The organism is Nocardiopsis sp. NPDC050513, assembly GCF_044457925.1.
Lineage (GTDB): Bacteria > Actinomycetota > Actinomycetes > Streptosporangiales > Streptosporangiaceae > Nocardiopsis.
On sequence record NZ_JBITHK010000005.1, the window covers coordinates 378,785 to 404,771 of the forward strand.

21 protein-coding genes are annotated in these 25,987 nt (G+C 72.4%); 2 read left to right on the forward strand and 19 right to left on the reverse strand.

All coding sequences use genetic code 11. The features are described from left to right. Nucleotides 1–99: 99 nt before the first annotated feature. Nucleotides 100–1,554 carry a glutamate synthase subunit beta gene (locus ACIBFB_RS11970; protein ID WP_397229080.1) on the reverse strand — a complete coding sequence of 485 codons (1,455 nt, stop codon included), beginning with the start codon at nucleotides 1,552–1,554 and terminating at the stop codon, nucleotides 100–102. Between the two features lie 33 nt (nucleotides 1,555–1,587). Then, nucleotides 1,588–6,144, reverse strand: a complete 4,557-nt coding sequence (gltB, locus tag ACIBFB_RS11975; RefSeq protein WP_397229082.1) for a glutamate synthase large subunit — start codon at nucleotides 6,142–6,144, stop codon at nucleotides 1,588–1,590. Between the two features lie 579 nt (nucleotides 6,145–6,723). On the opposite strand from gltB, the gene ACIBFB_RS11980 reads away from it, so the two are divergent. After that, complete coding sequence (locus tag ACIBFB_RS11980; RefSeq protein ID WP_397229084.1) at nucleotides 6,724–8,490, forward strand: bis-aminopropyl spermidine synthase family protein; 1,767 nt, start codon at nucleotides 6,724–6,726, stop codon at nucleotides 8,488–8,490. Between the two features lie 90 nt (nucleotides 8,491–8,580). Here ACIBFB_RS11980 and ACIBFB_RS11985 read toward each other — a convergent pair whose 3' ends face one another. From ACIBFB_RS11985 to hisI, 14 genes are all read right to left on the reverse strand, one after another. Continuing rightward, nucleotides 8,581–9,627 (reverse strand): hypothetical protein, encoded by a 1,047-nt coding sequence (locus ACIBFB_RS11985; RefSeq protein ID WP_397229086.1) that lies wholly within the window; start codon nucleotides 9,625–9,627, stop codon nucleotides 8,581–8,583. A 168-nt stretch (nucleotides 9,628–9,795) separates the two neighbouring features. After that, on the reverse strand, nucleotides 9,796–10,977 hold the full coding sequence (locus ACIBFB_RS11990) for a hypothetical protein (RefSeq protein WP_397229088.1): 1,182 nt from the start codon (nucleotides 10,975–10,977) through the stop codon (nucleotides 9,796–9,798). A gap of 98 nt (nucleotides 10,978–11,075) precedes the next feature. Further along, entirely contained in the window at nucleotides 11,076–12,188 is a 1,113-nt protein-coding gene (gene lgt, locus ACIBFB_RS11995) for a prolipoprotein diacylglyceryl transferase (protein ID WP_397229090.1), read from the reverse strand. A 52-nt stretch (nucleotides 12,189–12,240) separates the two neighbouring features. Beyond that, on the reverse strand, nucleotides 12,241–13,221 hold the full coding sequence (locus ACIBFB_RS12000) for a DsbA family protein (protein WP_397229092.1): 981 nt from the start codon (nucleotides 13,219–13,221) through the stop codon (nucleotides 12,241–12,243). Between the two features lie 56 nt (nucleotides 13,222–13,277). Then, nucleotides 13,278–13,793, reverse strand: coding sequence for a MauE/DoxX family redox-associated membrane protein (locus ACIBFB_RS12005; RefSeq protein WP_397229097.1), 516 nt, complete (start codon nucleotides 13,791–13,793; stop codon nucleotides 13,278–13,280). A 360-nt stretch (nucleotides 13,794–14,153) separates the two neighbouring features. Next, nucleotides 14,154–14,969: a tryptophan synthase subunit alpha gene (gene trpA, locus ACIBFB_RS12010; RefSeq protein WP_397229099.1), complete on the reverse strand. Its 816-nt coding sequence runs from the start codon at nucleotides 14,967–14,969 to the stop codon at nucleotides 14,154–14,156. Continuing rightward, nucleotides 14,966–16,183 (reverse strand): tryptophan synthase subunit beta, encoded by a 1,218-nt coding sequence (trpB, locus tag ACIBFB_RS12015; RefSeq protein WP_397229101.1) that lies wholly within the window; start codon nucleotides 16,181–16,183, stop codon nucleotides 14,966–14,968. The genes trpA and trpB overlap by 4 nt, the downstream gene beginning before the upstream one ends. A gap of 228 nt (nucleotides 16,184–16,411) precedes the next feature. Then, a complete protein-coding gene (trpC, locus tag ACIBFB_RS12020; RefSeq protein ID WP_397229103.1) occupies nucleotides 16,412–17,218 on the reverse strand; it encodes an indole-3-glycerol phosphate synthase TrpC in 807 nt (268 codons plus the stop codon). A 251-nt stretch (nucleotides 17,219–17,469) separates the two neighbouring features. After that, a complete protein-coding gene (locus ACIBFB_RS12025) occupies nucleotides 17,470–17,814 on the reverse strand; it encodes a CD225/dispanin family protein (RefSeq protein WP_397229105.1) in 345 nt (114 codons plus the stop codon). 85 nt (nucleotides 17,815–17,899) lie between these two features. Then, a complete protein-coding gene (locus ACIBFB_RS12030) occupies nucleotides 17,900–18,421 on the reverse strand; it encodes a DUF2752 domain-containing protein (protein ID WP_397229107.1) in 522 nt (173 codons plus the stop codon). Between the two features lie 100 nt (nucleotides 18,422–18,521). Then, a complete protein-coding gene (locus tag ACIBFB_RS12035) occupies nucleotides 18,522–18,935 on the reverse strand; it encodes a CD225/dispanin family protein (RefSeq protein WP_397229109.1) in 414 nt (137 codons plus the stop codon). A gap of 267 nt (nucleotides 18,936–19,202) precedes the next feature. Next, nucleotides 19,203–19,517, reverse strand: coding sequence for an HGxxPAAW family protein (locus tag ACIBFB_RS12040; RefSeq protein ID WP_397229111.1), 315 nt, complete (start codon nucleotides 19,515–19,517; stop codon nucleotides 19,203–19,205). After that, nucleotides 19,517–20,215: a Trp biosynthesis-associated membrane protein gene (locus ACIBFB_RS12045; RefSeq protein ID WP_397229113.1), complete on the reverse strand. Its 699-nt coding sequence runs from the start codon at nucleotides 20,213–20,215 to the stop codon at nucleotides 19,517–19,519. Before ACIBFB_RS12045 ends, ACIBFB_RS12040 begins: the two co-directional genes overlap by 1 nt. Further along, complete coding sequence (gene hisI / locus ACIBFB_RS12050) at nucleotides 20,212–20,556, reverse strand: phosphoribosyl-AMP cyclohydrolase (RefSeq protein ID WP_397229115.1); 345 nt, start codon at nucleotides 20,554–20,556, stop codon at nucleotides 20,212–20,214. The genes ACIBFB_RS12045 and hisI overlap by 4 nt, the downstream gene beginning before the upstream one ends. Nucleotides 20,557–20,695: 139 nt before the next feature. Between hisI and ACIBFB_RS12055 the strand changes: the two genes are divergently transcribed. Continuing rightward, nucleotides 20,696–21,697: a sugar isomerase gene (locus ACIBFB_RS12055; RefSeq protein ID WP_397229117.1), complete on the forward strand. Its 1,002-nt coding sequence runs from the start codon at nucleotides 20,696–20,698 to the stop codon at nucleotides 21,695–21,697. A gap of 28 nt (nucleotides 21,698–21,725) precedes the next feature. Here ACIBFB_RS12055 and ACIBFB_RS12060 read toward each other — a convergent pair whose 3' ends face one another. From ACIBFB_RS12060 to ACIBFB_RS12070, 3 genes are all read right to left on the reverse strand, one after another. Further along, complete coding sequence (locus ACIBFB_RS12060) at nucleotides 21,726–23,579, reverse strand: ABC transporter ATP-binding protein (protein ID WP_397229119.1); 1,854 nt, start codon at nucleotides 23,577–23,579, stop codon at nucleotides 21,726–21,728. Next, nucleotides 23,576–25,588, reverse strand: coding sequence for an ABC transporter ATP-binding protein (locus ACIBFB_RS12065; protein ID WP_397229121.1), 2,013 nt, complete (start codon nucleotides 25,586–25,588; stop codon nucleotides 23,576–23,578). The genes ACIBFB_RS12060 and ACIBFB_RS12065 overlap by 4 nt, the downstream gene beginning before the upstream one ends. A 256-nt stretch (nucleotides 25,589–25,844) precedes the next feature. Next, entirely contained in the window at nucleotides 25,845–25,976 is a 132-nt protein-coding gene (locus tag ACIBFB_RS12070) for a hypothetical protein (protein ID WP_397229123.1), read from the reverse strand. Between the last annotated feature and the right edge of the window lie 11 nt (nucleotides 25,977–25,987).

Below are 25,987 nucleotides of genomic sequence, written 5' to 3' on the forward strand. Positions count from 1 at the left end.
GCTTTTTTGTGGGGGGTCGTGTCTGCTCGCCGCCGGGGGGGGGGGCGGCCCGCCCCCGCCCCCCCCCCCCCCCCCCCCCCCCCCCCCCCCGCGGGTGGGTCAGACCAGGGGTCGTTCGGTCGGCGGGATGGCGACCGGCAGGGTGGTGGTCTGGGTGAGGTAGCGGTCGACTCCGGCGGCGGCGGAGCGGCCCTCGGCGATGGCCCAGACGATGAGGGACTGGCCTCGTCCCATGTCCCCGGCGCAGAAGACGCCGTCGACGGTGGTCTGGTAGTCGGCGTCGCGGACGACGTTGCCGCGTCCGTCGAGTTCGACGCCGAGCTGTTCGATCATGCCCTCCTTCTGGGGGCCGACGAAGCCCATGGCGAGGGTGACGAGGTCGGCGGGGATCTCGCGTTCGGTGCCCTCGACGGGTTCGAAGCCCTTGTCGGTGCGCTTGACCTCGACGAGCTTGAGGGCGCGGACGTCGCCGTTGTCGTCGCCGAGGAATTCGAGGGTGTTGACGGAGTAGATCCGCTTGCCGCCCTCCTCGTGCGCGCTGGTGACCTTGTACAGCATGGGCATGGTGGGCCACGGCTGGTGGTCGGGCCGCTTGGCGGGCGGCTTGGGCATGATCTCGAGCTGGGTGACGGAGGCGGCGCCCTGGCGGTGGGCGGTGCCGACGCAGTCGGCGCCGGTGTCGCCGCCGCCGATGACGACGACGTGCTTGCCCTCGGCGGTGATGGGCGGTGTGTCGTAGTCGCCTTCCTGGACCCTGTTGGCCAGGGGCAGGTATTCCATGGCCTGGTGGATGCCGCCGAGGTGGCGGCCGGTGGCGGGCAGGTCGCGCCATGCGGTGGCCCCGCCCGTGAGGACGACGGCGTCGTGGTCGGCGCGGAGTCGGTCGACGGTGATGTCCACGCCGACGTCGACGCCGGTGCGGAAGGCGGTGCCCTCGGCGGTCATCTGGGCGAGGCGGCGGTCGATGTGCCGCTTCTCCATCTTGAACTCGGGGATGCCGTAGCGGAGGAGGCCGCCGACGCGGTCGGCCCGTTCGTAGACGGTGACGTCGTGTCCGGCGCGGGTGAGCTGCTGTGCGGCGGCGAGTCCGGCGGGGCCGGAGCCGACGACGGCGACCTTCTTGCCGGTGCGGGTGGTGGGGGGCAGGGGCTTGACCCAGCCCTCCTCCCACGCGCGGTCGATGATGGAGACCTCGACGTTCTTGATGGTGACGGCGGGCTGGTTGATGCCGAGCACGCACGCGGATTCACAGGGGGCGGGGCAGAGCCGTCCGGTGAACTCCGGGAAGTTGTTGGTGGCGTGCAGGCGTTCGATCGCCTCGGCCCAGTCGTGGGTGTAGACGAGGTTGTTCCACTCGGGGATGAGGTTGCCGAGCGGGCAGCCGTTGTGGCAGAAGGGGATGCCGCAGTCCATGCAGCGCGAGGCCTGCTTGGTGACGGTGCCCCGGTCGAAGTCCTCGTGGACCTCGCGCCAGTCCTGGATGCGCACGTCCACCGGGCGGTGGGCGGGCAGTTCGCGTTCGGTGATCTTCAGGAAACCCTTGGGGTCAGCCATGGTGTGTGTTCCTCCTTTCGTGTTCGCTGACGCTCAGGACTGCGCGGAGGCCATGACGGCCTCGTTGACGTCGCGCCCGTCGCGTTCGGCCTCGGCCTGGGCGAGCAGGACCCGCTTGTAGTCGCGCGGCATCACCTTGGCGATGCGGTCGAGGGCGGCGGGGCCGTCGGCGAGGAGTCGCCCGGCGACGGCGGAGCCGGTCTCGTCGCGGTGGCGGGTGAGGACGCCGGTGAGGAAGGTGCGGTCCTCGTCGGTGAGCGGTTCGATCTCGACCATCTCGGGGTTGACCCGGTGGTGGTCGAGGTCGAGGACGTAGGCGACGCCTCCGGACATGCCCGCGGCGAAGTTGCGGCCGGTGCGGCCGAGGATGACGGCGCGGCCGCCGGTCATGTACTCGCAGCCGTGGTCGCCGATGCCCTCGACGACGGCGGTGGCGCCGGAGTTGCGGACGCAGAAGCGTTCGCCGGCGACGCCGCGCAGGAGGATCTCGCCGGAGGTGGCGCCGTAGCCGATGACGTTGCCCGCGATGATGTGGTCCTCGGCGACGAGCTGGGAGGACCGGTCGGGGCGGACGATGAGGCGGCCGCCGGAGAGCCCCTTGCCGACGTAGTCGTTGGCGTCGCCTTCGAGCCGGAGGGTGACGCCCTTGGGGACGAACGCGCCGAAGGACTGGCCCGCGGAGCCGGTGAAGGTGATGTCGATGGTGTTCTCGGGCAGGCCGTCGGCGCCGTGGCGCCTGGTGACCTCGTGGCCGAGCATGGTGCCGACGGTGCGGTTGACGTTGCGCACGGGCAGTTCGAGCGTGACCGGCTGGGCGAAGTCCAGGGCTCCCTCGGCGAGCTGGATGAGGGTGTTGTCCAGGGCCTTCTCCAGGCCGTGGTCCTGGCCGCGGGTCTGGAGCCGGTGGTCGCCCGCCCAGGGTTCGACCTCGTGCAGGATCGGCGACAGGTCCAGGCCCTGGGCCTTCCAGTGGTCGACGGCCTCGGTGGTGTCGAGCAGGTCGACGGAGCCGATGGCCTCGTCGAGGCTGCGGAAGCCGAGCTGGGCGAGGTACTCGCGGACCTCCTGGGCGATGAACTCGAAGAAGTTGACGACGTACTCGGCCTTGCCGGAGAAGCGTTCGCGCAGTGCCGGGTTCTGGGTGGCGACGCCGACGGGGCAGGTGTCGAGGTGGCACACGCGCATCATGACGCAGCCGGAGACGACGAGGGGCGCGGTGGCGAAGCCGAACTCCTCGGCGCCGAGCAGGGCGGCGATGACGACGTCGCGGCCGGTCTTCATCTGGCCGTCGGCCTGGACGACGATGCGGTCGCGCAGTCCGTTGAGCAGCAGGGTCTGCTGGGTTTCGGCGAGGCCGAGTTCCCAGGGGGTGCCCGCGTGCTTGAGCGAGGTGAGCGGGGAGGCTCCGGTGCCGCCGTCGTGGCCGGAGATGAGCACGACGTCGGCGTGCGCCTTGGACACGCCGGCGGCGACGGTGCCGACGCCCGCCTCGGAGACCAGCTTGACGTGGACCCGCGCGGAGGGGTTCGCGTTCTTGAGGTCGTGGATGAGCTGGGCGAGGTCCTCGATGGAGTAGATGTCGTGGTGCGGCGGCGGGGAGATGAGCCCGACGCCGGGGGTGGAGTGGCGGGTCTGCGCCACCCACGGGTAGACCTTGTGGCCGGGCAGCTGGCCGCCCTCGCCGGGCTTGGCGCCCTGGGCCATCTTGATCTGGATGTCGTCGGCGTTGGTGAGGTAGTGCGAGGTCACGCCGAACCGGCCGGAGGCCACCTGCTTGATGGCGCTGCGGCGCAGGTCGCCGTTGGCGTCCGGGGTGAAGCGGGCGGGGTCCTCGCCGCCCTCGCCGGTGTTGGACTTGCCGCCGAGGCGGTTCATCGCGATGGCGAGGGTCTCGTGTGCCTCGGCGGAGATGGAGCCGTAGGACATGGCGCCGGTGGAGAAGCGCTTGACGATGGCGGAGACGGGCTCGACCTCGTCGACGGGGACGGGCTCGCGCACGCCCTCCTTGAGGCGGAAGAGTCCGCGCAGGGTCATGAGCTCCCGCGACTGGTCGTCGATCTTGGAGGTGTACTCCTTGAAGATCTCGTACCGGCGGGTGCGGGTGGAGTGCTGGAGCTTGAAGACGGTCTCGGGGTTGAACAGGTGCGGTTCGCCCTCGCGGCGCCACTGGTACTCGCCGCCGACCTCCAGGCGCCGGTGGGCGTTGCCGTTGGCGGCGTGGGCGCGGCGGTGGCGGATGGCGACCTCCTCGGCGAGGACGTCGAAGCCGACGCCGCCCAGGCGGGAGGTGGTGCCGGTGAAGCACCGGTCGATGACGTCCTGTCCGAGGCCGAGGGCCTCGAAGATCTGCGCGCCGGTGTAGGAGCTGACCGTGGACACGCCGATCTTGGACATGATCTTCAGGACGCCCTTGCCGAACGCCTTGACGGTGTTGCGGACGGCCTGGTCGGCGTCGATGCCGCCGATGACGCCGCGTTCGACGAGGTCCTGGACGGTGGCCAGGGCCAGGTACGGGTTGACGGCCGAGGCGCCGTAGCCGATGAGGAGCGCGACGTGGTGGCATTCGCGCACGTCGGCGGCCTCGATGAGCAGGCCGACCTCGGTGCGGGTCTTCTCGCGCACGAGGTGGTGGTGGACGGAGCCGGTGAGCAGCAGCGACGGGACGGGCGCGCGTGTGGCGTCGGCGCGGCGGTCGCTGAGCACGAGGATGCGGGCGCCGTCGGCGATGGCCTGGGACACCTCGGCGTTGATCTGGTCGAGGCGTTCGGAGAGCGCGTCGCCGCCGCCGTCGACGGGGTAGGTGCCGTCGACGGCGAAGGTGCGCAGGGCGGGGTTGGCGGTGCCGGCCTCGACGATGGCGGCGAGTTGGGCCTGGTCGACCACGGGTGTGGGCAGGACGAGGCGCCGGGTGTCGCCCACTTCGGCCTTGAGGAGGTTGCCCTCGGCTCCGAGCAGGGTGTTGAGGCTGGTGACCATCTCCTCGCGGATGGCGTCCAGCGGCGGGTTGGTGACCTGCGCGAAGTTCTGCGAGAAGTAGTCGAAGAGCTGGCGGGACCGTGCGGAGAGGGCGGCGACGGGGGTGTCGGTGCCCATGGATCCGATGGGTTCGGCGCCGGTGCGGGCCATCGGGGTGAGGATGACGCGCAGTTCCTCCTCGGTGTAGCCGAACACCTGCTGGGCGAGGTTGAGTTCGGTGACCGGGGCGGGCTCCGCGTCGGGCAGGTCGCCGAGGCGGACGAGGCCGGCGTCGATCCACTCCTGGTAGGGGTGTTCGGCGGCGAGTTCGGCCTTGATCTCCTCGTCCTCGATGATGCGGCCCTGGTCGGTGTCCACGACGAAGATGCGGCCGGGCTGGAGGCGTCCCTTGCGGACGACGGCGGCCGGGTCGATGTCGAGGACGCCGGCCTCGCTGGCCAGGACGACGAGGCCGTCGTCGGTGACCCAGTAGCGGCCGGGGCGCAGTCCGTTGCGGTCGAGGACGGCGCCGACGACGGTGCCGTCGGTGAAGGTGACCGAGGCGGGTCCGTCCCAGGGCTCCATGAGGGTGGAGTGGAACTCGTAGAAGGCCCGGACGGCCGGGTCCATCTCGGTGTGGTTCTCCCAGGGTTCGGGGACCATCATGAGCACCGCGTGCGGGAGCGAGCGTCCGCCCAGGTGGAGCAGTTCGAGGGCGTCGTCGAGCGAGGCGGTGTCGGAGTCGTCGGGGTCGACGATGGGGAAGATCCGGTCGAGGTCGCCGGGGATGAGGTCGGTGGCGAGCTTGGCCTCGCGCGCCCGCATCATGTTCCGGTTGCCCTTGACGGTGTTGATCTCGCCGTTGTGCGCGACGTAGCGGAACGGGTGGGCGAGCGGCCAGGACGGGAAGGTGTTGGTGGAGAACCGGGAGTGGACCAGGGCCAGGCCGGAGGTGTAGCGCCGGTCGGACAGGTCGGGGAAGAACGGCTCCAGCTGCGGGGTGGTGAGCATGCCCTTGTAGGCGATGGTGCGCGGGGACAGGCTCGGGAAGTAGACGTCGGTCTCGTGCTCGGCGCGCTTGCGGACGCAGTAGGCGTAGCGCTCCAGGGCGATGCCGGTGAGGGCCTCGGTGGGGGTGCCGGGGGTGCCCGCGACGAAGAGCTGGCCGAAGGAGGGCATGGCCTCGCGCGCGGCGGGGCCGCAGTACTGCGGTTCGAAGGGCAGTTCGCGCCAGCCGAGGACGGTCAGGCCCTCGTCGGCGACGATGGCGTCGATGCGCGCGACGGCGTCGGCGCGGTCGGCGGCGTCGGCGGGCAGGAAGGCGATGCCGGTGGCGTAGGCGCCAGCGTCGGGCAGGTCGAAGTCGCAGACCTCGGTGTAGAGCTCGTGCGGGATCTGGGTGAGGATGCCCGCACCGTCACCGTCGTCGGGGTCGGCCCCGGAGGCGCCTCGGTGGTCGAGGTTGCGGAGGACGGTGAGCGCCTTCTGGACGATGTCGTGGCTGCGTCGGCCGTTGAGGTCGGCGACGAAGCCCACACCGCAGGCGTCGTGCTCGAAGGCGGGGTCGTACAGGCCCTGGGACGTGGTTTCCGCGTTCGTTCGGACGGACGAACGCCGCACCTGAGCAGCAGGCATCTACCCTCCTGTCGTCTTTCGTCGGCTTCGTGAAAAGCGCATCCGGGACGACATTGGCCCTGCTGCGTCGGTAATGAAGTTGTGCGGCCGGTTCGCGGCCGGTGCCCGCTGGGCGGGTGGCCGGTGTCCGCTGCCGTCGGGTCGGCCACGTCCTCGTGGCCGCGGTGCGGATGGTCACCCGTTGCGGGAGGTTCTCTTATACACGCTGGTCCCGCCGCGATGCGAATCGCAGGTCTAGACCAGAGGGAGCTGCGGTGCGCCCTCTCGGAAGAGTCGTGCCTCCTTGCGGGAGGCGGCACGGGTCCCTCTCGGAGCTGTCCTCCGATGAGGGCTGGCCTAGCCGTTCTTCCACGCGGGAACCCTGCTAAACCTCCCAAAGCGGCCAAAACCCCGACTGGTGGTCGGGGATCCCCCACTCCGGCTCGCGAACGTGGCGCTCCGCACACCCACATTACCCCGGTGTTAACGCCCGCTCCAAGGGCTCCCGCGCACGCTGGTGAGTGATATCTCCCTCATCCACCATGAACCGCCCTGACCTGCGATTCCATCCGCACCGCCCGCACGTGGGACGATCGGGGCATGGCAGGACACCCGACTTCCCCCGGCGCGGACGGCCCCGGCGCCGCGCACGCGCACCCGACCGCCTCCCTCTCACGGGCACCGGCTCCGGTCGCCTCAGAGCGCTCCGACCCGTTGCCCCAGGCGGCACTGCGACTACTGGTCGAGCAGGGCGTGGACGCGCCGCGGATCCGCCGCGTGCTGGCGCTGCTCTCGGACGGCCGGTGGTGGAGCGCCAACGACCTCGTGCGCGCCACCGGGGTCGCCCACGCGGTCGTGGCGGCCGTGCTCCGGTCCCTGGACGAGGCCGAGGAGCTCGACACCGAGTCGGGGGACGGGCGGCGCCGGGTGCGCCTGGCCCACCCGGCCGACTACCGGGGCGCGGCCGCCGACGATCTCGCCGACCCGGTGGCCCACCTCCTGCCGAGGTACGCCCGCGCGGGCGCGGTGCTCACGCGGGCGGTGGCCGAGGGGCCCGCGTCCGATCCGGACCTGGACCACGTGGCGGCGACCGCGGAGACGGCGCTGCGGCGCGCGCTGTTCCTGTCCACCCGGTTCGACCTCGAGGACAGGGTGCTGCTGTGCGTGGGCGACCACGACCTGACGGCGCTGGCGCTGACGTTGGTCTGCCCCCGGGCGCGTGCGGAGGTCGTGGACGTCGACGAGCGGGTGCTGGCGCACATCGACGCCGTGGCCGAGCGCGAGGAGCTGCCGGTGCGCACGCACTTCGCGGACCTGCGGCTGGGTCTTCCGTCGCCGTTGCGCGGCGGCGCGGACGTGGTCTTCACCGATCCGCCGTACACCCCGGACGGGGTGGAGCTGTTCGTCCGGCGGGGCCTGGAGGGGATGGCCGATCCGCGGCGGGGCCGGGTGCTGGTGGCCTACGGGGCCAGTGAGACCACTCCGCGGTTGGCGGCGGCGACGCAGGCGCGGATGGTGCGGTTGGACCTGTTGGTGGAGGCGGTCTGGCCGGACTTCAACCGCTACCACGGGGCCGAGTCGATCGGCGCCGCCTCGGACCTGTACGTCCTTCGGCCGCTGTCGCGGACCGCGCCCGCGCCGTCGGGGGACGCCGCGCGGGTGTACAGCCAGGGGGTCAACGCCAAGGAGGCGCGGGGCGGCCTGGACGCCGAGCGGGCGGAGGCGGTGGTCGGGGCGGTGCTGGAGGATCTGGGCGGCACGGCGGACGCGCGGGCGCTGACCCTGGTCGGTGAGTGGCCCAAGGACGTCGCCGCGGGCGCTGGGCGGGTTCGGCTGTCGACGTGGATGGGGGCGCCGACCTCGGCGACGGAGCACGCGGTGGTCAACCTCACCGCCGGGTGGGAGCGGCTGGTGGCGCGGGCGGCGCTGGCGGCGGCCTCGGACACCGTGTACGCGCTGGTGCCGTCCGCCTCCGCGGCCGTGCGGGACGAGGCGGGGCAGCGGGCGCTGCGCGCGATGGTGGAGCCGCGGTTCGAGGTGCGGTTCCTGCGGGGGTTCGGGGCACGGAACCTGACGGCGGTGCGGTTCACGCGGCGCCCGGAGGCGGGGTCGGCGGTGGACCGCCTCCTGGTCCACGCGCAGGAGCGCGCGCACGGGGTGCTGCGGGCGACGCTGCGCGGCGGGCTGACCGAGGTCGCGGCGTGGATGGGGCGGCCGACCAACAAGCGCACGTCACGGCACGCGGTGGCGTCGACGCCGGGGTGGCTGTCGGGGCACACGCTGTTGGATCTGCCGGGGCACCGGCTGGCCGAGCTGCGCGGTGTGGTGGAGGGGCTGGTCCAGCGCGTGGAGTCCGAGGAGGGGTGAACGCGTGCGGGGCCCGGGAGGTCGTCCTCCCGGGCCCCGCGTGTGCCCGGCGGGGTGGGTGCCGCCGGCCTTCGTGGTCGGTCCGCCCGCCTAGTTCGTGCCGGTCGTCCCGGTGGTGTCCGTTCCCGCGGTCCCGGTGGTGTCGGTCCCGGTGGTGTCGGTGCCCGTGGTCCCGGTGGTGTCGGTGCCCTCGTCGGTGCTGCCGTCCCTGACCCATCCGACCCTGCGCAGCAGCGGGTCGTTGACGTTGGCCAGCGCCACGAGCGGTCCGGCCAGGCTGACCCGGTCGTCCACCGATGCGGATGCGGTGGGCTGGACCCAGACCACGATGAGGTAGTGGCCGCTGACGATCGCGTCACTGGCGCTGTACCCCTCGCCCAGGCGGTCGAAGGGGTCGGCTCCGGACGGGGCGAGCACGAACCCGCGGACGGCGGCGTTGTCGGCCGCCCCGCCCTCGGCGGCGTCCTCGGGGTCGACCATGGTGGCGGCGAGCGTGCGGCTGGCCTCGACGTCGGCGAGGTTGAACACGGCGGTGACGGCGAAGTAGGTCTCCGACACGTAGGCCGCCCGGCCGACCTGGGTGCACCCGGCGTCCGCGACGGCGTCGGCGAGGTCCTGGCCCCACACCGCCGTCGAGCAGTCCTCGGCCAGGTCCGAGTCCCTGAGGGTGAACACGATGGTCTCGTCGGCGTTGGCGATCTCCGCGTTGCGTCCCTCGAACAGCTCGCTCTCGTTGAGCGGGAGGCTGTCGTCCTCGCGGGAGGCGAGCACCTCGTTCACGCTGCTGCCGTCACCGATGTCGCGGACGGTGTAGGCGGCCGGGCGCGTCTGGACGGGCGCGGCGCCCCCTCCCCCGTCGTCGGACGACCGCAGGAAGAGCACGGCGCCGACGCCGACCAGCGCCAGGGCGACGACGACGGCCAGGACGACCAGCAGGAGGGGACCGCGGCGGCGCGGCTCCCGCTTGCGTCGGCCGCCCCCGCGACGGCGGCCGCCCGAGCGCGTGCTCGGCCCGTCCGGCGCCCCGTCGGGGTCGCCGTCCCGGGTGCGGTTCGCCGTGGTGCCGGACGCCGGTGCTCGGGCTGGTTCTTGCGCGGCGGCCGGGGGAAGGGATCGCCTGTTGGGTTCCGGGTACATCGGGCCTCGAAAGTCTGGACGTCGACGGTCAGATCGAGGGCCGCGCGCACGGGCCGGGCGGTGCGTGGGCACCGGCCCACCGGACGGCATGGGGGCGCCCGAAGGCGCCCCCGCGCGGGTCGATCCGTCGCGATCCTATCGGGGGTGTCCGACGCCCCCGGACGGCGCTCACTCCTCCGCCTGGGTCCTCGCGACGACCTCCTCGTAGGGAAGCAGCACGGTGCCCATCGCGGCGACGCTCACCGACGCCATGTCGGTGTCGTCCCCGGGCGGGGAGCCGTCGGTGCGCGCGACCCAGGACACGGCCAGGTAGTGGCCCATGACCTGCGTGGAGGCCTGGCTGTAGCCCTCCTGCAGCCCGGGCACGTCGCCGGTGTCGGCCAGCAGGAACCCGGCGCCGGTCTCGGTGTTGTTCGGGTCCAGGGCCTGGGCCACCTGGGTGGCGCCCTCGGCGTCGACCAGGTCGAACAGGACCACCTGGGCGACGTACTCCTCGTCGGAGTCGGTGTAGACACCGGTGGCGGCGCCGGAGCAGTTGGCGTCGATCAGGCTCTGTCCGAGGTCCTCGCCCCACACGAGCGAGGTGCACGAGTCGGTGACCCGGCTCTCGCCGAGGGTGAGTTCCATCCCGTTGACCTCGGTCTCCTCGGCTTCGCCGAAGACGAGGTCCTCGGTCATCGGCTCGGCGCCCTCGGGGCGCGCGTCGATGGGGCCGAAGGTGTCCTCGAGGTTGGCGCCCAGCAGGAACTGCTCGGGTGTGAGCGTCCCGTGGCCCTCCGGCGGGGCGACGATGCTGTTCTCGCCCTGGGCGAGCGCGCCGCCGCCGGGGCTGAACAGTTGGTAGAGCAACAGTCCGAGAAGGGCGACGAGCGCGACGCCGAAGGCGCCCATGAGGGTGCCCAGGACGGCGGTTCCGCGCTTGCGCTTGCTCTGTTCGGCGAGCGTGTAGACGATCTGGTTGGGCCGGTCGCCCAGGACCGAGACACGCTTGATCGCGGCGGCGGAGAAGGCGGAGACGCGGTCGACGCCCGCGCGCCTGTTCGCGGCGCCGCGGCCGCCCGCGTCCTTCCTCCGGCGGGAGCCGCCGGAGCGCCGCCCCCCGGTGTCGTCGTCCTCGGACGCGGTGTCGTCGTACTCCTCGTCGTCGTACACGTCGTGCCCGGTGCCGGCCTCGGCACGGGTGTGCGTGTGGCCGTACTCGGCGGAGAAGTCCTCGTCCGGGTCGTAGTCGTCCTCGCGGACGGCGTCCTGGCCCTGGTCCTCGGCGTACTCCTCGACGTGGGTGTCCTCTACGCGGCGCCGACCGCCGCGGCGACTTCTCCGGCGGTGACCGGACTCAGCTCTGCTCACGGTCCTTCTCAATCGTCAACCCGTGGTCTGATCGGTGGGAACGGGGCGCACCGCGCGGTCTGGCCGGACGTGTCCGGCCGACCGTCAGACCGGTGACCCTACTGGGGCTTCGGCCCGGAGTCCGTTCCCGTGTCCTCGGCGTCGTCCTCCGCGGAGCCCTCGCTACTAGATCGTTCGGGGCTGGGGTGGTATTCCGTGCCCGCCTCGGTGGAGTCCGAGGTCGCGGAGTCGCGAGCCGGTTCCTCGGACTCCACGGCACTGTAGACGGTGCTGTCGTCGACGGTCTCGTCCTTGGCCGTGGCGCCGATCACCTGGGTGCCCGCGTCGTGGCCGTGCGGGACGACGACGCTGGAGAACGAGTCGATGCGGCGGCCGGCCCAGACGAAGTAGGCCAGGGCGCCGAGGAAGACCGCGATGGAGGTCCAGTTGTTCAGGCGCATGCCGAAGAAGTCGTTGGCCGGGTCGATGCGCAGGTACTCGATCCAGAAACGGCCCGCGCAGTAGCCCATGACGTAGAGGGCGAAGAGGCGCCCGCCCTGGAGCTTGTCCTCGTAGCGGCGGCCCAGGTAGGCGAGCAGGACGGCCAGGCCCAGGCACCAGAGGGACTCGTAGAGGAAGGTGGGGTGGTAGGTGGTCTCGCCGGGGAGCATGCCCTGGCGGAGCCCGCCCTCGGGGTAGGGGTAGATCTCCAGGGCCCACGGCAGGTCGGTGGGGCGGCCGAAGAGCTCCTGGTTGAAGTAGTTGCCCCAACGGCCGATCGCCTGGGCGAGGGGCAGCGCGGGGGCGATGGCGAAGGACAGCTTGGACATCGACAGTCCGCGCTTGCGCGCGACGAGCCACACACCGAGCGCGCCCATGGGGATCGCGCCCCAGATGCCGAGGCCGCCCTCCCAGACGAACAGGGCGCGGATGGGTTCGCGGCCGGGCGCGAAGTACAGCTGGGCGTCGCTGATGACGTGGTAGAGGCGACCGCCGATCAGTCCGAGGATGACCGCCCACACGGCCATGTCGAGGATGGTGCCCTTCTCACCCCCCATCGCCGCCCAGCGGTGCTCACTCCAGAACACCGCGACTATCACACCCGCGAGGATGCACAGGGCGTAGAAGTGGATCTCCAGCGGACCGATGGGGATCGAGTTCACCTGGGGACTGGGGATGGCCGCGAGGGCGCGGCCGAGCTCGGCCGCGCCCTCGGAAGCTGTCGACGACAAAGTCACTTCTCTGCTCTCGGGTTCGCCCCGCACGCGGGGGTGTGTTGGGTGGCTACTCCGCGCCACCCCCGTCGGCCAACGGCTCGGTCTGGACCTCGCCGGCGCTCGCGTCCTCGATCGCTCCGTTGAGGCCGCGGACCGTCATGGTGGTGCTGTTGTCGAGCAGCTCACCGTTGATGTACACGGAGGGTGTGGCGCGGAACGCGTTGTCTCCGCTGTAGCGAGTGTAGGCCGTCCCGGTGGCGTCGATGATCTCGCCCGTGTAGGTCCCGTCCAGGAAGGACGGGTCGTGTCCGTTCTCGGCGCCCCAGGCCAGCAGGTCGCTCAGGACCATGGTGGCGAGGTTCTCCTGGCCGATCTGTTCGACGGCGTCCTCGGTCAGGGCGGGCAGGTAGTCCTCGGTGAACCGGGTGACGACGGCGGCCTCGGAGTCGATGCGTTCGTCGAAGGCGGTGGCGGCCCCCTCGGAGGCGCCGGTCTCGCGGAACCACTCCTTGAGTTCGTCGGTGGTGAACCCGGCCTCGCCCTCGGTGGGCTGGTTCTCGAAGAGCAGGTCGTTGAACTCGACGAAGACGCCGTGGTCTGCCGCGGCGCGGGCGGCGGCTCCGGCGCGCAGGGAGTTGCTGCTGATCGGCACTGGCTGCTGGGCGAAGATGCTCACCGGGCGGAAGTGGACGATGGCCTCGCCCGCGGCGGCGGTCTCCTTGAGGACGTCGCCGTTGAGCAGCTCGAACTGGCGGCAGGCGGGGCACTGGTAGTCGGCGTAGACCTCGACGACGGGCGCCTGGACCCCCGACTGGGCCATGACGACGCTGCCGTCCTCCTGGACGACCTGCGGGGCGAGGGCGCCGTCGAACTCCGAGCCGCTGCGGTCGGAGTTGAGGATGGCGTATCCGATCCCGACGATGAGGATCACCACACCGGCGGCGGCCCCCACGACGGCGAGGGTACGCATCCGCGCGGCCTTGCGCTTGTCCTTCTCCCGCTGCTCCTTGAGCCGCTCGCGAGAACGCTGGCGGGCTGCACTCCCCATGATTGCTTCCTTCTTCTGCTACTGGACGTGGTCGACCGACGCGGGGGTGTCCGGGGTCACCGGAACAGCCCCAGGGGGCGGTCGAGGGCGAAGGGTGATCGCGGCCAGATCGCGATGAACGCGCCCAGGGCCGCGAAGCCGATGTCACGCGCGATGGACAGGCCGTAGGTGGTCTCCTCCGGGTCGACCTGTCCGCCGCCGCCGAAGCATCCGCAGTCGATGCTCAGTCCGCGGGCCATGGCCGAGACGATGCCCGCGATGAACACGACCATGAGCACGGTGGTGGCGGCCGCGGTGTAGCGGGTGGCGAGTCCGACCAGGAGCAGGACGGCGAGCGCGAGTTCGAACAGGGGCAGGGTGTACCCGATGAGCCGGGCGAGGTCGGTCGGGAAGAGGTCGTAGGCCTCGACCGCCTGGACCGACAGCGCGGGCGGGTACTTGCTCACGGCGGCGGTGATGAGGACCGCCGCGAGCCCCACCCTGCAGGCCAGCGTGAGCCAGGGTTGGACGGTCCGCCAGCGGGGGGTGCGGTCGCGGGCGGGCGGTGCGGAGGTCGTCTCGGCTGTGTCCATCGTGTCAGGCCTTCGGGAGGTGGCGGAGCGGTCGGTCAGGTGACGTGCGGTACGTGGTGTGTCTCTCAGAGTGACACCACAGATCCTACTCGTTGTGGGCGACTCGTCACGCTGGGCTGTGGACAATCCGTTCCACCTGGACACCCGGCGTCATGTCCCCTGGTCTCCCATCTCACCACCCGCCCGGGCCGATCAGGCGTCCCACGGGAGATCAAGACCGCTCTCTCACCGGATTCTCACCCTTCTCACCCCGTTCCATGATCGGGGCCTGACCCGCGGTCCGCTCCGGGCGGCTCCGGCACGACGACGGTGGGCCGCCCCCGCTGCCGGGGACGGCCCACCGTCGTGGTCGGAGCGGTGTCAGCCGCGCGAGCGCACCCCCGCCGCGAGTTCCTCGGCGAAGGAGCGGACCGCGATGAGCCCGGTCTCCAGGTCGGGCGCGTCCAGGACGCGCTGGCAGAACCCGGCGCCCACGATCACGCCGTCGGCGTAGGCGGCGACCTCGGCCGCCTGGGCGCCGGTGGAGATGCCCAGGCCGACGCAGACCGGCAGGCCGGAGGCGCCGGTCACCTCCCGGGTGCGCCGCACGAGGGTCTCCGCGGTGTCGGCGACCTGGGTGCGGGTGCCGGTGACGCCCATGAGCGAGGCCGCGTACACGAAGCCGGTGCACGCGTCGGTGGTCAGGGCCAGGCGCCGGTCGGTGGAGGAGGGCGCGACGAGGAAGATCCGGTCGAGCCCGGCGGCGTCGGAGGCCGCGACCCAGGCGTCGGCCTCCTCCGGGATGAGGTCGGGGGTGATCACCCCGGCGCCGCCCGCCTTGGCGAGCCGCTCGGCGAACCGGTCGACGCCGTAGCGTTCGATCGGGTTCCAGTAGGACATGACCACGGCGGCGGCGCCGGTCGCGGCGGTGGCCTCGACGACGCGGAACACGTCCTCGGTGGTGGTTCCGGCGGACAGGGCGCGGTCGGCGGCCCGCTGGATGGTGGGGCCGTCCATCATCGGGTCGGAGTAGGGCAGGCCGACCTCGATGACGTCGCAGCCGCCCTCGACCATGGCCTCGATGACCCGGATCGAGGAGGCGACGTCGGGGAAGCCCGCGGGAAGGTAGCCGATGAGCGCGGCCCGGCCGGCCTCGTGGGCCGCGGCCAGGGTGGTGCGCAGGGCGGTGGTCGTCATCGCTGTCCCTCCGGGTCCACGAGACCGAAGTAGGTCGCCGCGGTGTCGACGTCCTTGTCGCCGCGCCCGGACAGGTTGACCAGGATGACGGCGTCGGGGCCGAGGCGCTCGCCGAGCTTGCGGGCTCCGGCCAGGGCGTGCGCGCTCTCGATGGCCGGGATGATGCCCTCGGTGCGGCACAGCAGCCGGAAGGCCTCCATGGCCTCGGCGTCGGTGATGGGTTCGTAGGCGGCTCGCCCGGTGTCGGCGAGGTGGGCGTGCTCGGGGCCCACGGCCGGGTAGTCCAGCCCGGCGGAGATGGAGTGGCTGGGCAGGGTCTGCCCGAACTCGTCCTGGAGCACGTAGGTGCGTGCGCCGTGGAAGACGCCGGGGCTGCCCGCGGTGATGGAGGCGGCGGTCCGGGTGGTCTGTGCGCCGTCGCCCCCGGCCTCGAACCCGTACAGCGCGACGGACTCGTCGGGGATGAAGGCCGCGAAGATCGCGATGGCGTTGGAGCCGCCGCCCACGCACGCGGCGACCGCGTCGGGCAGCTTCCCGGTGAGCTCCAGGACCTGGGCGCGGGCCTCCTTGCCGACGACGAAGTGCAGGTCGCGCACGAGCTTGGGGAAGGGGTGCGGGCCCGCGACGGTGCCGAACAGGTAGTGGGTGCGGTCGACGTTGGCCACCCAGTCGCGGAACGCCTCGTTGATGGCGTCCTTGAGCGTTCGGCTGCCGATGGTGACGGGGACGACCTCGGCGCCGAGCAGGCGCATGCGGGCGACGTTGAGCGCCTGGCGCCGGGTGTCCTCCTCGCCCATGTAGATGACGCACTCGAGGCCGAGCAGGGCGCAGGCGGTGGCGGTGGCCACGCCGTGCTGTCCGGCGCCGGTCTCGGCGATGACGCGGGTCTTGCCCATGCGCTTGGTGAGCAGGGCCTGGCCGAGCACGTTGTTGATCTTGTGCGAGCCGGTGTGGTTGAGGTCCTCGCGCTTGAGGAGGATCCGCGCCCCGCCGCAGTGCTCCGAGAAGTTGCGGGCGTCGGTGAGCGGGCTGGGACGGCCGGTGTAGCTGCGCAGGAGCTCGTCGAGTTCGGCGAGGTAGTCGGGGTCCTGGCGGGCCTTGTCCCACTCGGCCTCGACCTCGTCGAGGGCGGCGATGAGCGCCTCGGGAGCGAACCTGCCGCCGTAGCGGCCGTAGTGCCCGCGCGCGTCGGGCACGGGTTGGTCGTGGCTCATGGATGGGTCTCCTGGTACGGGGCCGACCGCGGTGCGCGCCCCGGGCACGGCCTCGGGGCCCGCGCGCCGACCGGCCGTGCGCCGCGGTGGGCGGCGCGCTTCGGGCTGTTGGGGCAACGCGGTTTCGGGAACCCGGGGCTCACCCGTGCGGGTGGGGTGCGGGGCTCCCTAGGGCCATCGGCGACCGGGGCGGGGCGGCTTGGCCATCGTCGTCACCATCGCGGTGCGCTAGTTCCGGTCGCGCAGGGCGGGATGGGCGCCGGCGGTCACCAGGTCGGCGACGGCCTCACGCGGGTTGCCGCCGCGCACGAGGCTCTCTCCGACGAGGACGGCACCGGCTCCGGCTCCGGCGTAGGCCAGCAGGTCGTGCGGGCCACGTACCCCGGACTCGGCGATCTTGACGCGGTCGGCGGGGATGAGGGGGGCGAGCCGGGCGAAGGTGTCCCGGTCGACCTCCAGGGTCTTCAGGTTGCGGGCGTTGACGCCGATGACGGTCGCACCGGCGTCCAGGGCACGCGCGACCTCCTCCTCGTCGTGCACCTCGACCAGCGGGGTCAGGCCCAGCGACCGGGCCCGCTCGACCAGGGAGACCAGAGCCTCCTGGGGCAGTGCGGCGACGATGAGCAGGACGGCGGAGGCGCCGTGGGCGAGGGCCTCCCACAGCTGGTAGGAGCTGACGACGAAGTCCTTGCGCAGCAGCGGGGTGTCGACGGCCTTGTGGACCGCGTCCAGGTCGGCGAGGCTGCCCTTGAAGCGGCGCTCCTCGGTGAGGACGCTGATCCAGGTGGCGCCGCCGGCCTCGTAGTCGCGGGCCAGGGCGGCGGGGTCGGCGATGGCCGCGAGCGGCCCCTTGGAGGGGCTGGCGCGTTTGACCTCGGCGATCACGTGGACGCCGGGGCGGCGCAGGGCGGCCTCGGCGTCCTGCGGAGTGGGCGCTGACTCGGCTCGGGCCTTGAGGGCGTCCAGGGGCAGGGCCTCCTGCCGCCGTGCCAGGTCAGCGCGTACTCCGTCGAGGATCTCGTCGAGCACGCTCACCAGTTACCGCTCCCTCGTGGTGTGGCCGGTCGCGGTGGTCTGACCCGCGTAGGCGGGCGTGGCTGCGTGGCGGGACCGGTCGACCGCGCACACACCGTGTTGCTGGTCATCGTATCCACCCTCGGCGCGTACGGGGTCGTCGGCCCCGGGTGAGGCGGGTCGGAGTTCGGTGGTTCCACGCCAACGGCGCCCCTCCCCCGGCGTGTCGGGGCGGGGCGCCGTCGTGGCCCGGGGGCGGGTGGCGTCCGAGGCTAGTAGGTCGTGGTGGGCGCCGTCGCCGCCACGCCGATGAAGAACACGATGACGAGGAAGTACAGCACGATGCCGACGATGCCGAGGATGAACGCGACGAGGCTGATGATCCCCATGATCTTGGCGATCTTGGCGGATTCCTCGGCGCCCGTGTAGTCGCCCATGGTCCACTTGCTGTTGACCTGGAGCGCGAAGATGAGGCCGATGATCCCCACCGGGGTCAGGCAGCTGAGGATGCCCAGGATGTTGTGCACGAGGTAGTTCTTGGGCGGCTCCGCGGCGGGGGGCGTCGCGCCGTAGCCACCGGTGCCGTAGCCGCCGGGCGGAGGGGGACCGTAGCTCATGGGGTGTTCCTTCGGATCGTGGGTGTGTTCACGTTGGACGCGGAGGCCCGGGCACGGGTTCCCGGTTGGGACGGGCTCCCGTGCGTCACCAGCCGGGGAAGAGTGGGACTCCCGGAGCCAGGACATCGAACCACGGCAGGTTGCGCAGCACCCAGAACGCCAGGATCGAGACGATGACGGTCCAGTAGGCCCACATCGGGCCGGCTCTGCGGGGTGTCGTGCGTCTGTTCAGGCTGTCGCCGAACCACCGCAGGTAGCTGTAGGCCAGGAACGGCGCGAAGCCGAACACGAGCAGGGGGTTCATGCTGGCGGCCCCGAGGACGTCCCCGTGGGTCACGAGGGCGACGGCGCGCATCGTTCCGCAGCCCGGGCAGTAGGTCCCGGTCAGGAGGAGCCAGGGGCACGTGGGGTAGTTCCCCGGCTCGTTGGGGTCCACGAAGTGGAGGACGGTGGCTCCGACCAGCCCCAGCGCGCCGAGTCCGGCGGGCCAGACGACCGGGTGCAGCGAGCGGACGCGGTGGCGTACCCGGTCGGGGAGGGAGCGGGGGGCGACGGCCAGGGTTCGGGGGCCCACGGGCCGGTCGGGCTGCTGAGGTTGCACGGGCACCAGCCTACGCGTTCGGGTCGGGGCGGCGGAGGGGTCGGGACACGAGTCTGCCCCCGTACACCGAGGTGGCCGGGGGCAGGAGCAGCGGATGCGTGCTGGCTTAGTAGCTGCTGTATCCGCTCGTGGCGGTGGCCCCGACCAGGATCACCCCGAAGATGATGTAGAGGACCCAGAAGATGGCCGCGAGGATGAAGCCGACCAGGCCGATGATCCCCATGATCTTGGCGGTCTTGGCGGCGGACTCGGCGCCGGCGTAGTCACCGGAGTCCCACTTGCCGTTGACCTGGATCGCGAAGATCAGGCCGATGATGCCGATGATGCCGCAGCCGAAGATACCGAGGATGTTGTGCACCAGGTAGTTCTTCGGGCGTTCACCGGTGGGGCCGCCCTGGTAGCCGCCGGGCGGCATCGCCCCGTAGCCGCCGGTACCTCCGGGGGGCGGGGGCGGGCCGTAGCCGCCGCCGGGGGGCGGGGGCGGGCCGGGGTTGCCGGGGGGCGGGGGACCGTAGCTCATGTTCGAAACGTCTTTCCTGAAGCGGACTGAAGGGAAGTTGCGGCGCGCGCCAGCACGGAGGGGTCCGATGCGGGGGCAGGGTCGATGGACCGGCGGATACACACGCCGCACGCTGAAATCATGCCAGATCGGTCAGACACCAACCGGCGGAAACCGACACGGTGGGCCGGGCCGGTGGGGAGAATGTACCCGCCCCACCGGACCTACGTCCATTTTTCGTTACGCACTCGTTGTGACCTGCGCGAACTGCGTGTGGTGAGACAAGCCTCAGGCCTTACCCGCAGTAGCGGCGACCGCACGGTTCGTGGTCGTGTTCGTGGTCTCGGCCTTGCGCGCGGCCTCCCACTGCTCGCGCGTGGGAGGAACCGGGCGCGGCTCCTTGCGGCCCAGCCCCGCCTTCTTCATCACACCGGCGATGATGGCGAACACCACGCTCAGGCCGAGGGCGATCACGGTCCACAGAACCAGCCCGCCCCCGAAGATGATGGCGAATCCGGCGACGGACCAGGCGACGATCCAGGAGAGGGTGAGGAACCAGGCGGAGACGGTGTTGCCGTGGTCGTCGTGGTGTTCGTCAGCCATCAGTGGTTCTCCTTCGGTTCGGCTGGCCCTGCTGCCAGCGGTGCGGGTGCGGTGCCGTCCGCGGCGGTGTCGGTCGCGACGGCGCCCCCCTGGCCGTCCAGGGTGGGGTCGTCACCGGCGTCCAACGATCTCCACAGGTCGGCGGGTGTGTCCGCCCGGGTCGAACGCGGTGTGGCGTCCCGATCGTACCGGGTCCCCATACCCGGCCAGGCGGGCGAGCGTACGGCCGCGAACGCTCCCACGAGCGCGACGAGCAGCGCCCCTCCGGCCGCCATGAGCGGCCCGAGGACCAGCAGCCGCGGGTCGGCCGAGGCCTGTGCCGCGCCGGCGGTCTCGGCCGCGCGGTCGGCGAGCGCGCCCGCCAGAGCGCCGGGCCGTGTGGCGGACCACACGGCGCCGAGCGCGACGGCCCCGCCCAGGGCGACGAGCGCTCCGACGGCGCGGCGCGCCCAGCCGCGGCCGGCGTACAGACCCGCGATCGCGGCCAGCGCCGCCCAGCCGATCCCGGCGAAAGCACCGGTCAGGTCGCCCCCGGTCAGTTCGACGGGCGCGGGCGCGACGGGACCGGGCACCGTGAACTCGCCGGTGGCCCAGAGCCGCCCGCCCGCGGCGAGCAGCAGTCCGCCGCCGGCCGCGAGGGCCAGGGTGGCGACGGCGTACTCGCGGCGCGCGCGGGTGCGGGATTCGGCGGAACTCACAGGAGCCGTCCGGCGTCGAAGCACGTGCGGTCGCCGGTGTGGCAGGCGGCCCCGGTCTGGTCGACGCGGACCAGGAGGGTGTCGCCGTCGCAGTCGAGTGCGACCGACACCACACGTTGGGTGTTCCCGGAGGTGGCGCCCTTGACCCAGTACTCGCCCCGGCTGCGCGACCAGTACGTGGCGGCGCCGGTGGTCAGGGTGCGGTGGAGTGCCTCGTCGTCCATCCAGGCGAGCATGAGGACCTCCCCGGTGTCGTGCTGCTGCACGACGGCGGGCACGAGCCCGTCCGGGGTCCGCTTCAGGCGCGCTGCGATGTCCGGGTCGAGACTGGAGACGCTCATGCTCCCCAGGTTAGGGCCGCCTCGCCGCCGTCGCGCACCGGCCCGGCCTTTCGTGTCGGCGCCGTCGCGGCGGAGCGGGGCGTAGAGTTCGTGCGTCCGTCACCGTCCCGTTCCGACGGTCCCGCATGATGGGAGTCCCGTGACCGCCGAGTCCCTGTCCGCCGACCTGGCGGACAAGCCCGCCGTACTGACCGCGCTCGCCGAACGCTTCCCCCGATGGGACCCCTACGCGGCGCTGCCCGCGCTGCTGGAGGACGAGCCCGCGGCGGTGCGGCTGCTCGGCCTGGGCGCGGCCCGGCACGTGTGCGAGACGGCGGCGGCGCGGTTGCGCAGGGCGGGCGTCGCCGCGAGCGCGGAGCGCGCCTCGTCCGCGGAGGAGCCCCCGGCCGGTCCGGAGACGCTGGTGGTGGGGGTGAGTCTGGGCGGCGGCCAGCGTGAGCTGGCCACGGTGTTGGACCGGTACGTCGCGCGGTCGCCGGTGATCGTTCTCACGCCCGATCCGGACGCGCTGGTGACGGGTCTGGCGGATCTGGTGGTGCCGTTGCACGCGGGCGCCGAGTCCGCCGGGCTGGGGTGCGGGGCCTTTCCACACGCGATGGCGCTGACCCTGTTGCTGGGGCACCGGCTGGGCGCTCCGGTGTCGGGCAGCAGCCGGAACTTTCCGGGGCTGCTGCACAGGGCGGCCAACGCGACGCGGGCGTTGCTGGCCGAGGCGCCGCGCTGGGTTCCCGAGGCGGCGCGGGCGTTGGACTCCCCGGACGGTGTGCACCTGGTGGCTCCGGCCGAGCGGCTGTCGTCGGCGGGGCAGGGGGTTCGGGTGATGCGCGGCGGGCCGGTGCGGGTGGCGCACGCGGTCGAGACCGGCGAGTGGTCGCACACCGACCGGTTCCTGGCGGCGGTGACCGACTACCGCGCGCTGCTGTTCGCCGGTTCGGCCTACGACGAGCGGTTCGCCGAGCACCTGGGACAGCTCCGTGGCCGGTTCGTGGCCGTGGGCCCCACCCCCGGGCGCGAGAGCGTTCCGGGGGCGGAGCTGACCGTGCGGTATCCGGGTGACACGGACCCGGACGTCAACCTGCTGGTGGAGCCGCTGGTGGCGGAGTTGGTGGCGGCGCACTGGTGGCACGCCTCCGGGCGCTGACCCGGCGCTGCGGCGGGCGCGGCCCGGGTCAGGCCGAGGAACGCACCCAGGAGGCGTACAGGTCGGCGTAGACGCCCGGTCGGCCGACGAGTTCCGTGTGGGTGCCGCTCTGGACGATGCGGCCCTGGTCGAAGACGAGGACGCGGTCGGCGGCCTCGGCGGTGGACAGGCGGTGGGCGATGGCCACGGAGGTCCGCCCGCGCGTCAGCCGGTCCAGGGCACGCTGGATGCGGACCTCGGTGTGCGGGTCGACGGCGGAGGTGGCCTCGTCCAGGACGAGCAGGTCGGGGTCGGCGACGTAGGCGCGGACCAGGGCGACGAGCTGCCGCTCCCCCGCCGACAGTGACTCGCCGCGCTGGCCCACCGGGGTGTCCAGGCCGTGGGCCAGGCTGGCGAGCCAGTCGCTGAGACCGAGTTCGGCGATGGCCGCCTCCAGTTCGGCGTCGGTGCTCTCGGGGCGGGCGAAGCGGATGTTGTCGCCCAGGGAGCTGTCGAACAGGAAGCCCTCCTGCGGCACCATGACGACGCGGCTGCGCAGGGAGGAGAAGGCCACCTCGCGCAGGTCGACGTCGTCGAGGAGGACGCGGCCGTCCACCGGGTCCATCAGGCGGGTGAGGAGCTTGACGAAGGTGGTCTTGCCCGAGCCGGTCTCACCGACGACGGCCAGGCGGGTGCCGGGGGTGATCCGGACGTCGACGGCGTCGAGGACGACCGGGCCGTCGGGGTAGGCGTAGGTGACGTCGTCGAAGCGGACGCTGACGGGGCCGCGCGGCAGAACGTGCCCGGCCTCGCCGGGGTCGGCGATGTCGGGGACGGTGTCCAGGACGCCCAGGACGCGGCGCCATCCGGCGATGGCGTTCTGCGCCTCGTTGAAGATCTCGGTGGCCATCATCATCGGCATGACGAACAGGGTCATGAGGAAGAGGAAGGCGACGAGCTGTCCGGCGGTGAGCTGGCCGTCGATCCCGAGCCAGACGCCGACCAGGACGACGGCGACGTTGCCGACGGCCGCGACGATCTCGGCGAAGGGCGACACGGCCATGGACAGCCGCTGGGCCCTGACCTGGGAGCGGCGGGTGGCCAGGACGGTGGTGTCGATGCGCTGGGCGGTGCGCTCCTCGGTGCCGTGCGCGCGGATGACGGCGGCGCCCATGACGGTCTCGCCGATGACGCCGAGCATGTCGCCGGTGCGCTCGCGGACCTTGAGGTAGGCGCGCGAGAGCAGCTTCTGGAGCCAGCGGGCGCCGAAGAGCAGCGGCAGGAAGCAGATCCACACCACGAGCGTGAGCTGCCAGGAGTAGACCGCCATGAGGGCGGTGGCCACGAGCAGCTGGCCGGTGCTGACGATGAGCAGCAGACCGCCCCACTGCATGAAGGTGCTGATCTGGTCGACGTCGCCGGTGACGCGGGAGACCAGGGCGCCCTTGCGTTCGCTGTTCTGGGTGAGCACGGACAGGTCGTGCACGTGGCGGAAGGCCTTGCGGCGCAGGGTGGCCAGTCCGGACTCGGTGGCCCGGTACAGGCGCAGGTTCATCAGGTAGGAGCAGACCATGGTGACCACGAGCAGCGCGGCGCACGCGCCGACCATGCGGGTGACGAAGCCGAGGTCGGGGCCGCCGGTGCCGGAGAGCCCGTTGTCGATGATCTGCTGCACCGCGACCGGGACGATGATCTTGCCCGCGGTGGCCACGACGGCGAGCACGAGGGTCAGCCACAGGCCGTGGGCGAACTCCGGGGACAGCTGGAGTCCGCGGCGCAGGGTCTGGACGGCCGAGTCCTGGGAGCGGCTGAGCGCGGGGGCGGTGACCTGGTCGGCCCGGGCGCGGTCGTCGGTCTCCGGGCCCGGCCGCTGCCCGGTGCGGGGCTGGGCGGGTGCGCTCATCGGCTGGTCTCCTCGGTGACGACGGGCTGGCGGTGGGCGGCGGGTGGTGCTGGCTGCTCGGGCGTGGGCGTGCGCGCGGCGCCGTTCTCCGCGGAGGCGCGTTCGTAGGCGGTGACGAGCCTGGTGTACCCGGGTGAGGCGGCCAGGAGCTCGTCGTGGGTGCCGCGGGCCAGGACCCGGCCGCCCTCCAGGTAGACGACCTCGTCGGCGAGTTCGATGGTGGCGCGGCGGTAGGCGACCACGACGACGGTGGCGGCGTCGTCGCGTTCGCGGAGCCCGCCGAGGATCTGCGCCTCGATCTGCGGGTCGACGGCCGAGGTGGCGTCGTCGAGGATGAGCAGGCGGGGCCGGCGGACGACGGCGCGGGCCAGGGCGAGGCGTTGGCGCTGACCGCCGGAGAGGGTGGTGCCCTTCTCGCCGAGCCGGGCGTCGAGGCCCCCGTCGAGTTCGCGGACGAACCCGTCCGCGCGGGCCAGGCGCAGAGCGTCCCAGACCTGGTCGTCGTCGATGTCGGCGGCGCCGAGGGTGATGTTGTCGCGGACGCTGTCCTCGAAGACGAAGGTGCTCTGCGGGACGAGGGCGGCGTGCAGGGGGATCTGGTCGCGGGCGAGGTCGCGGACGTCGACGCCGTCGAGGGCGACGGTGCCGGAGTCGGGGTCGACCAGGCGCATGAGCACGGTGGTCAGCGTGGACTTGCCCGACCCGGTCGGTCCGACGAGGGCGACGGTGCGGCCGGGGGCGATGTCGAGGTCGACGCCGTTGAGGACGGTGGTGCGGGCCTGGTCGTCGGCGGTGTCCATGAGGTCGTGGACGCGGCCGTCGGCGTCGTATCCGTCGGCGTAGGAGAAGGTGACGTCGCGCGCGGTGAGGGCGACACCGGTCGGGGTCGCGTCCAGGGTGCGCTCGCCGTGGCTCATGCCGCCCTCGGCGCGCAGGACGGACTGGACGCGGTCCCAGCCGACGACACTGCGGGGCAGGTCGCCCAGGAGCCACCCGAAGGAGCGGATGGGCAGCGCCATGAGGGTGAACAGGTAGGCGATCTGGACGAGTTCGCCGGGGTCGACCGCGCCGGTGGACAGCCGCCACATGCCGAGGAGGAGGACGGCGAGAACGCCGAGGTTGGGCAGGGCCTCCATGAAGGGGTCGAACAGGGAGCGCATGCGGCCGACCTGGATGAGGGCGTCGCGCAGGCGGTGGGCGGCCTCGGTGAAGCGTTCGGTCTCGGTGTCCTCGCGGCCGAGGGTCTTGACGACGAGGGCGCCGTCGAAGGACTCGTGGGCGACGCCGCTGACCTCGGCGCGCAGGGCCTGGGCACGTGAGGCCATGGGCGAGACGCGGCGTTGGAAGGCGACGTTGGCGACGGTGAGCAGGGGGAAGACGACGAAGGCGACGAGGGCGAGGACCGGGTCGGTGACCACCATGGCGACGGCGGCCGTGCCGAGCATGAACACGGAGCCGACGGCCATGGGCAGCGGTGCGAGCGGCTGCCAGGCGGCCTCGACGTCGGCGTTGGCGTTGGACAGCAGCTGTCCGGTGGGGTGGCGGTGGTGCCAGGCCAGGGGGAGGTCGAGGTACTTGCGGGCGACGGCGCGGCGGAAGCGGGCCTGCATGCGGAACTGCATGAGTCCGGCGTAGAGGCGGCGCAGGGCCAGGCCGACGGCCTTGCCGAGTCCGACGGCGAGGAGGAGCGCCGCCGCGCCCAGGAGGGCCGCGGCGGTGGTGGCCCCGTTCTCGAAGGCGGGCAGGATCGTGTTGTCGGTGAGGTATCCGAGGACGGAGGCGGAGCCGACGGTGATCGCGGCGTGGAGCATGGCGCCGACGACGGCGACGAGGAACACCCAGGGTTCGGTGCGGATGGCGGCGCCCAGGACGCGCAGGCCGCGGGTGAAGACGCGGGTGTGGTCGCCGCCGGGTCCGGAGGTACCGGTCTCGGAGGTGTCATCGCGGGGGCGGGGTGGGGCGGTGTCCTCCCGTTCGCGCTGTTCCGCGGTCGTCGTTGCCTGCGCCATACGCCCCCCGTTCACGTCTGTGTGCGGATCGGCCCGTCAGGGGCCGACCGCCGACGCCCCGCGTGGCTCCGGTCGTGCCGGAGGCGGGCGGGGCGTTCGTCGGTCAACCTATCCGCGGGTGCCGACAGGTTCCACCGAGTTGTTTCAGCGCCGGACGTGTCGGGGCTATTCCTCCGTTGCTGTCCGGTTCCGGGGTGCGGTCGGCCACTCGGCCGGGGCGCGATCCGCGTGGCCGCGGGCGGTGCCGGGGCGGCGGTCAGCGGTCGTAGTCCTGGTAGGTGATCAGGGCACGGAAGGTGTTCGGGCCGACGACGCCGTCGACCCCGGCGCCCAGGTCGTCCTGGGCTCCGCGTACCGCTGTCAGGGGCCGGTAGGTGGAGCGGGCCACGCGCTTCGACC

What these genes read in the sequence shown, in the direction of transcription:
- ACIBFB_RS11970 (WP_397229080.1), bottom strand. Translation starts at nt 1,554, where the DNA reads ATGGCTGACCCCAAGGGTTTCCTGAAGATCACCGAACGCGAACTGCCC.
- gltB (WP_397229082.1), bottom strand. Translation starts at nt 6,144, where the DNA reads ATGCCTGCTGCTCAGGTGCGGCGTTCGTCCGTCCGAACGAACGCGGAA.
- ACIBFB_RS11980 (WP_397229084.1), top strand. Translation starts at nt 6,724, where the DNA reads ATGGCAGGACACCCGACTTCCCCCGGCGCGGACGGCCCCGGCGCCGCG.
- ACIBFB_RS11985 (WP_397229086.1), bottom strand. Translation starts at nt 9,627, where the DNA reads ATGTACCCGGAACCCAACAGGCGATCCCTTCCCCCGGCCGCCGCGCAA.
- ACIBFB_RS12000 (WP_397229092.1), bottom strand. Translation starts at nt 13,221, where the DNA reads ATGGGGAGTGCAGCCCGCCAGCGTTCTCGCGAGCGGCTCAAGGAGCAG.
- ACIBFB_RS12005 (WP_397229097.1), bottom strand. Translation starts at nt 13,793, where the DNA reads ATGGACACAGCCGAGACGACCTCCGCACCGCCCGCCCGCGACCGCACC.
- trpA (WP_397229099.1), bottom strand. Translation starts at nt 14,969, where the DNA reads ATGACGACCACCGCCCTGCGCACCACCCTGGCCGCGGCCCACGAGGCC.
- trpB (WP_397229101.1), bottom strand. Translation starts at nt 16,183, where the DNA reads ATGAGCCACGACCAACCCGTGCCCGACGCGCGCGGGCACTACGGCCGC.
- ACIBFB_RS12025 (WP_397229105.1), bottom strand. Translation starts at nt 17,814, where the DNA reads ATGAGCTACGGTCCCCCTCCGCCCGGCGGCTACGGCACCGGTGGCTAC.
- ACIBFB_RS12035 (WP_397229109.1), bottom strand. Translation starts at nt 18,935, where the DNA reads ATGAGCTACGGTCCCCCGCCCCCCGGCAACCCCGGCCCGCCCCCGCCC.
- ACIBFB_RS12040 (WP_397229111.1), bottom strand. Translation starts at nt 19,517, where the DNA reads ATGGCTGACGAACACCACGACGACCACGGCAACACCGTCTCCGCCTGG.
- hisI (WP_397229115.1), bottom strand. Translation starts at nt 20,556, where the DNA reads ATGAGCGTCTCCAGTCTCGACCCGGACATCGCAGCGCGCCTGAAGCGG.
- ACIBFB_RS12060 (WP_397229119.1), bottom strand. Translation starts at nt 23,579, where the DNA reads ATGAGCGCACCCGCCCAGCCCCGCACCGGGCAGCGGCCGGGCCCGGAG.
- ACIBFB_RS12065 (WP_397229121.1), bottom strand. Translation starts at nt 25,588, where the DNA reads ATGGCGCAGGCAACGACGACCGCGGAACAGCGCGAACGGGAGGACACC.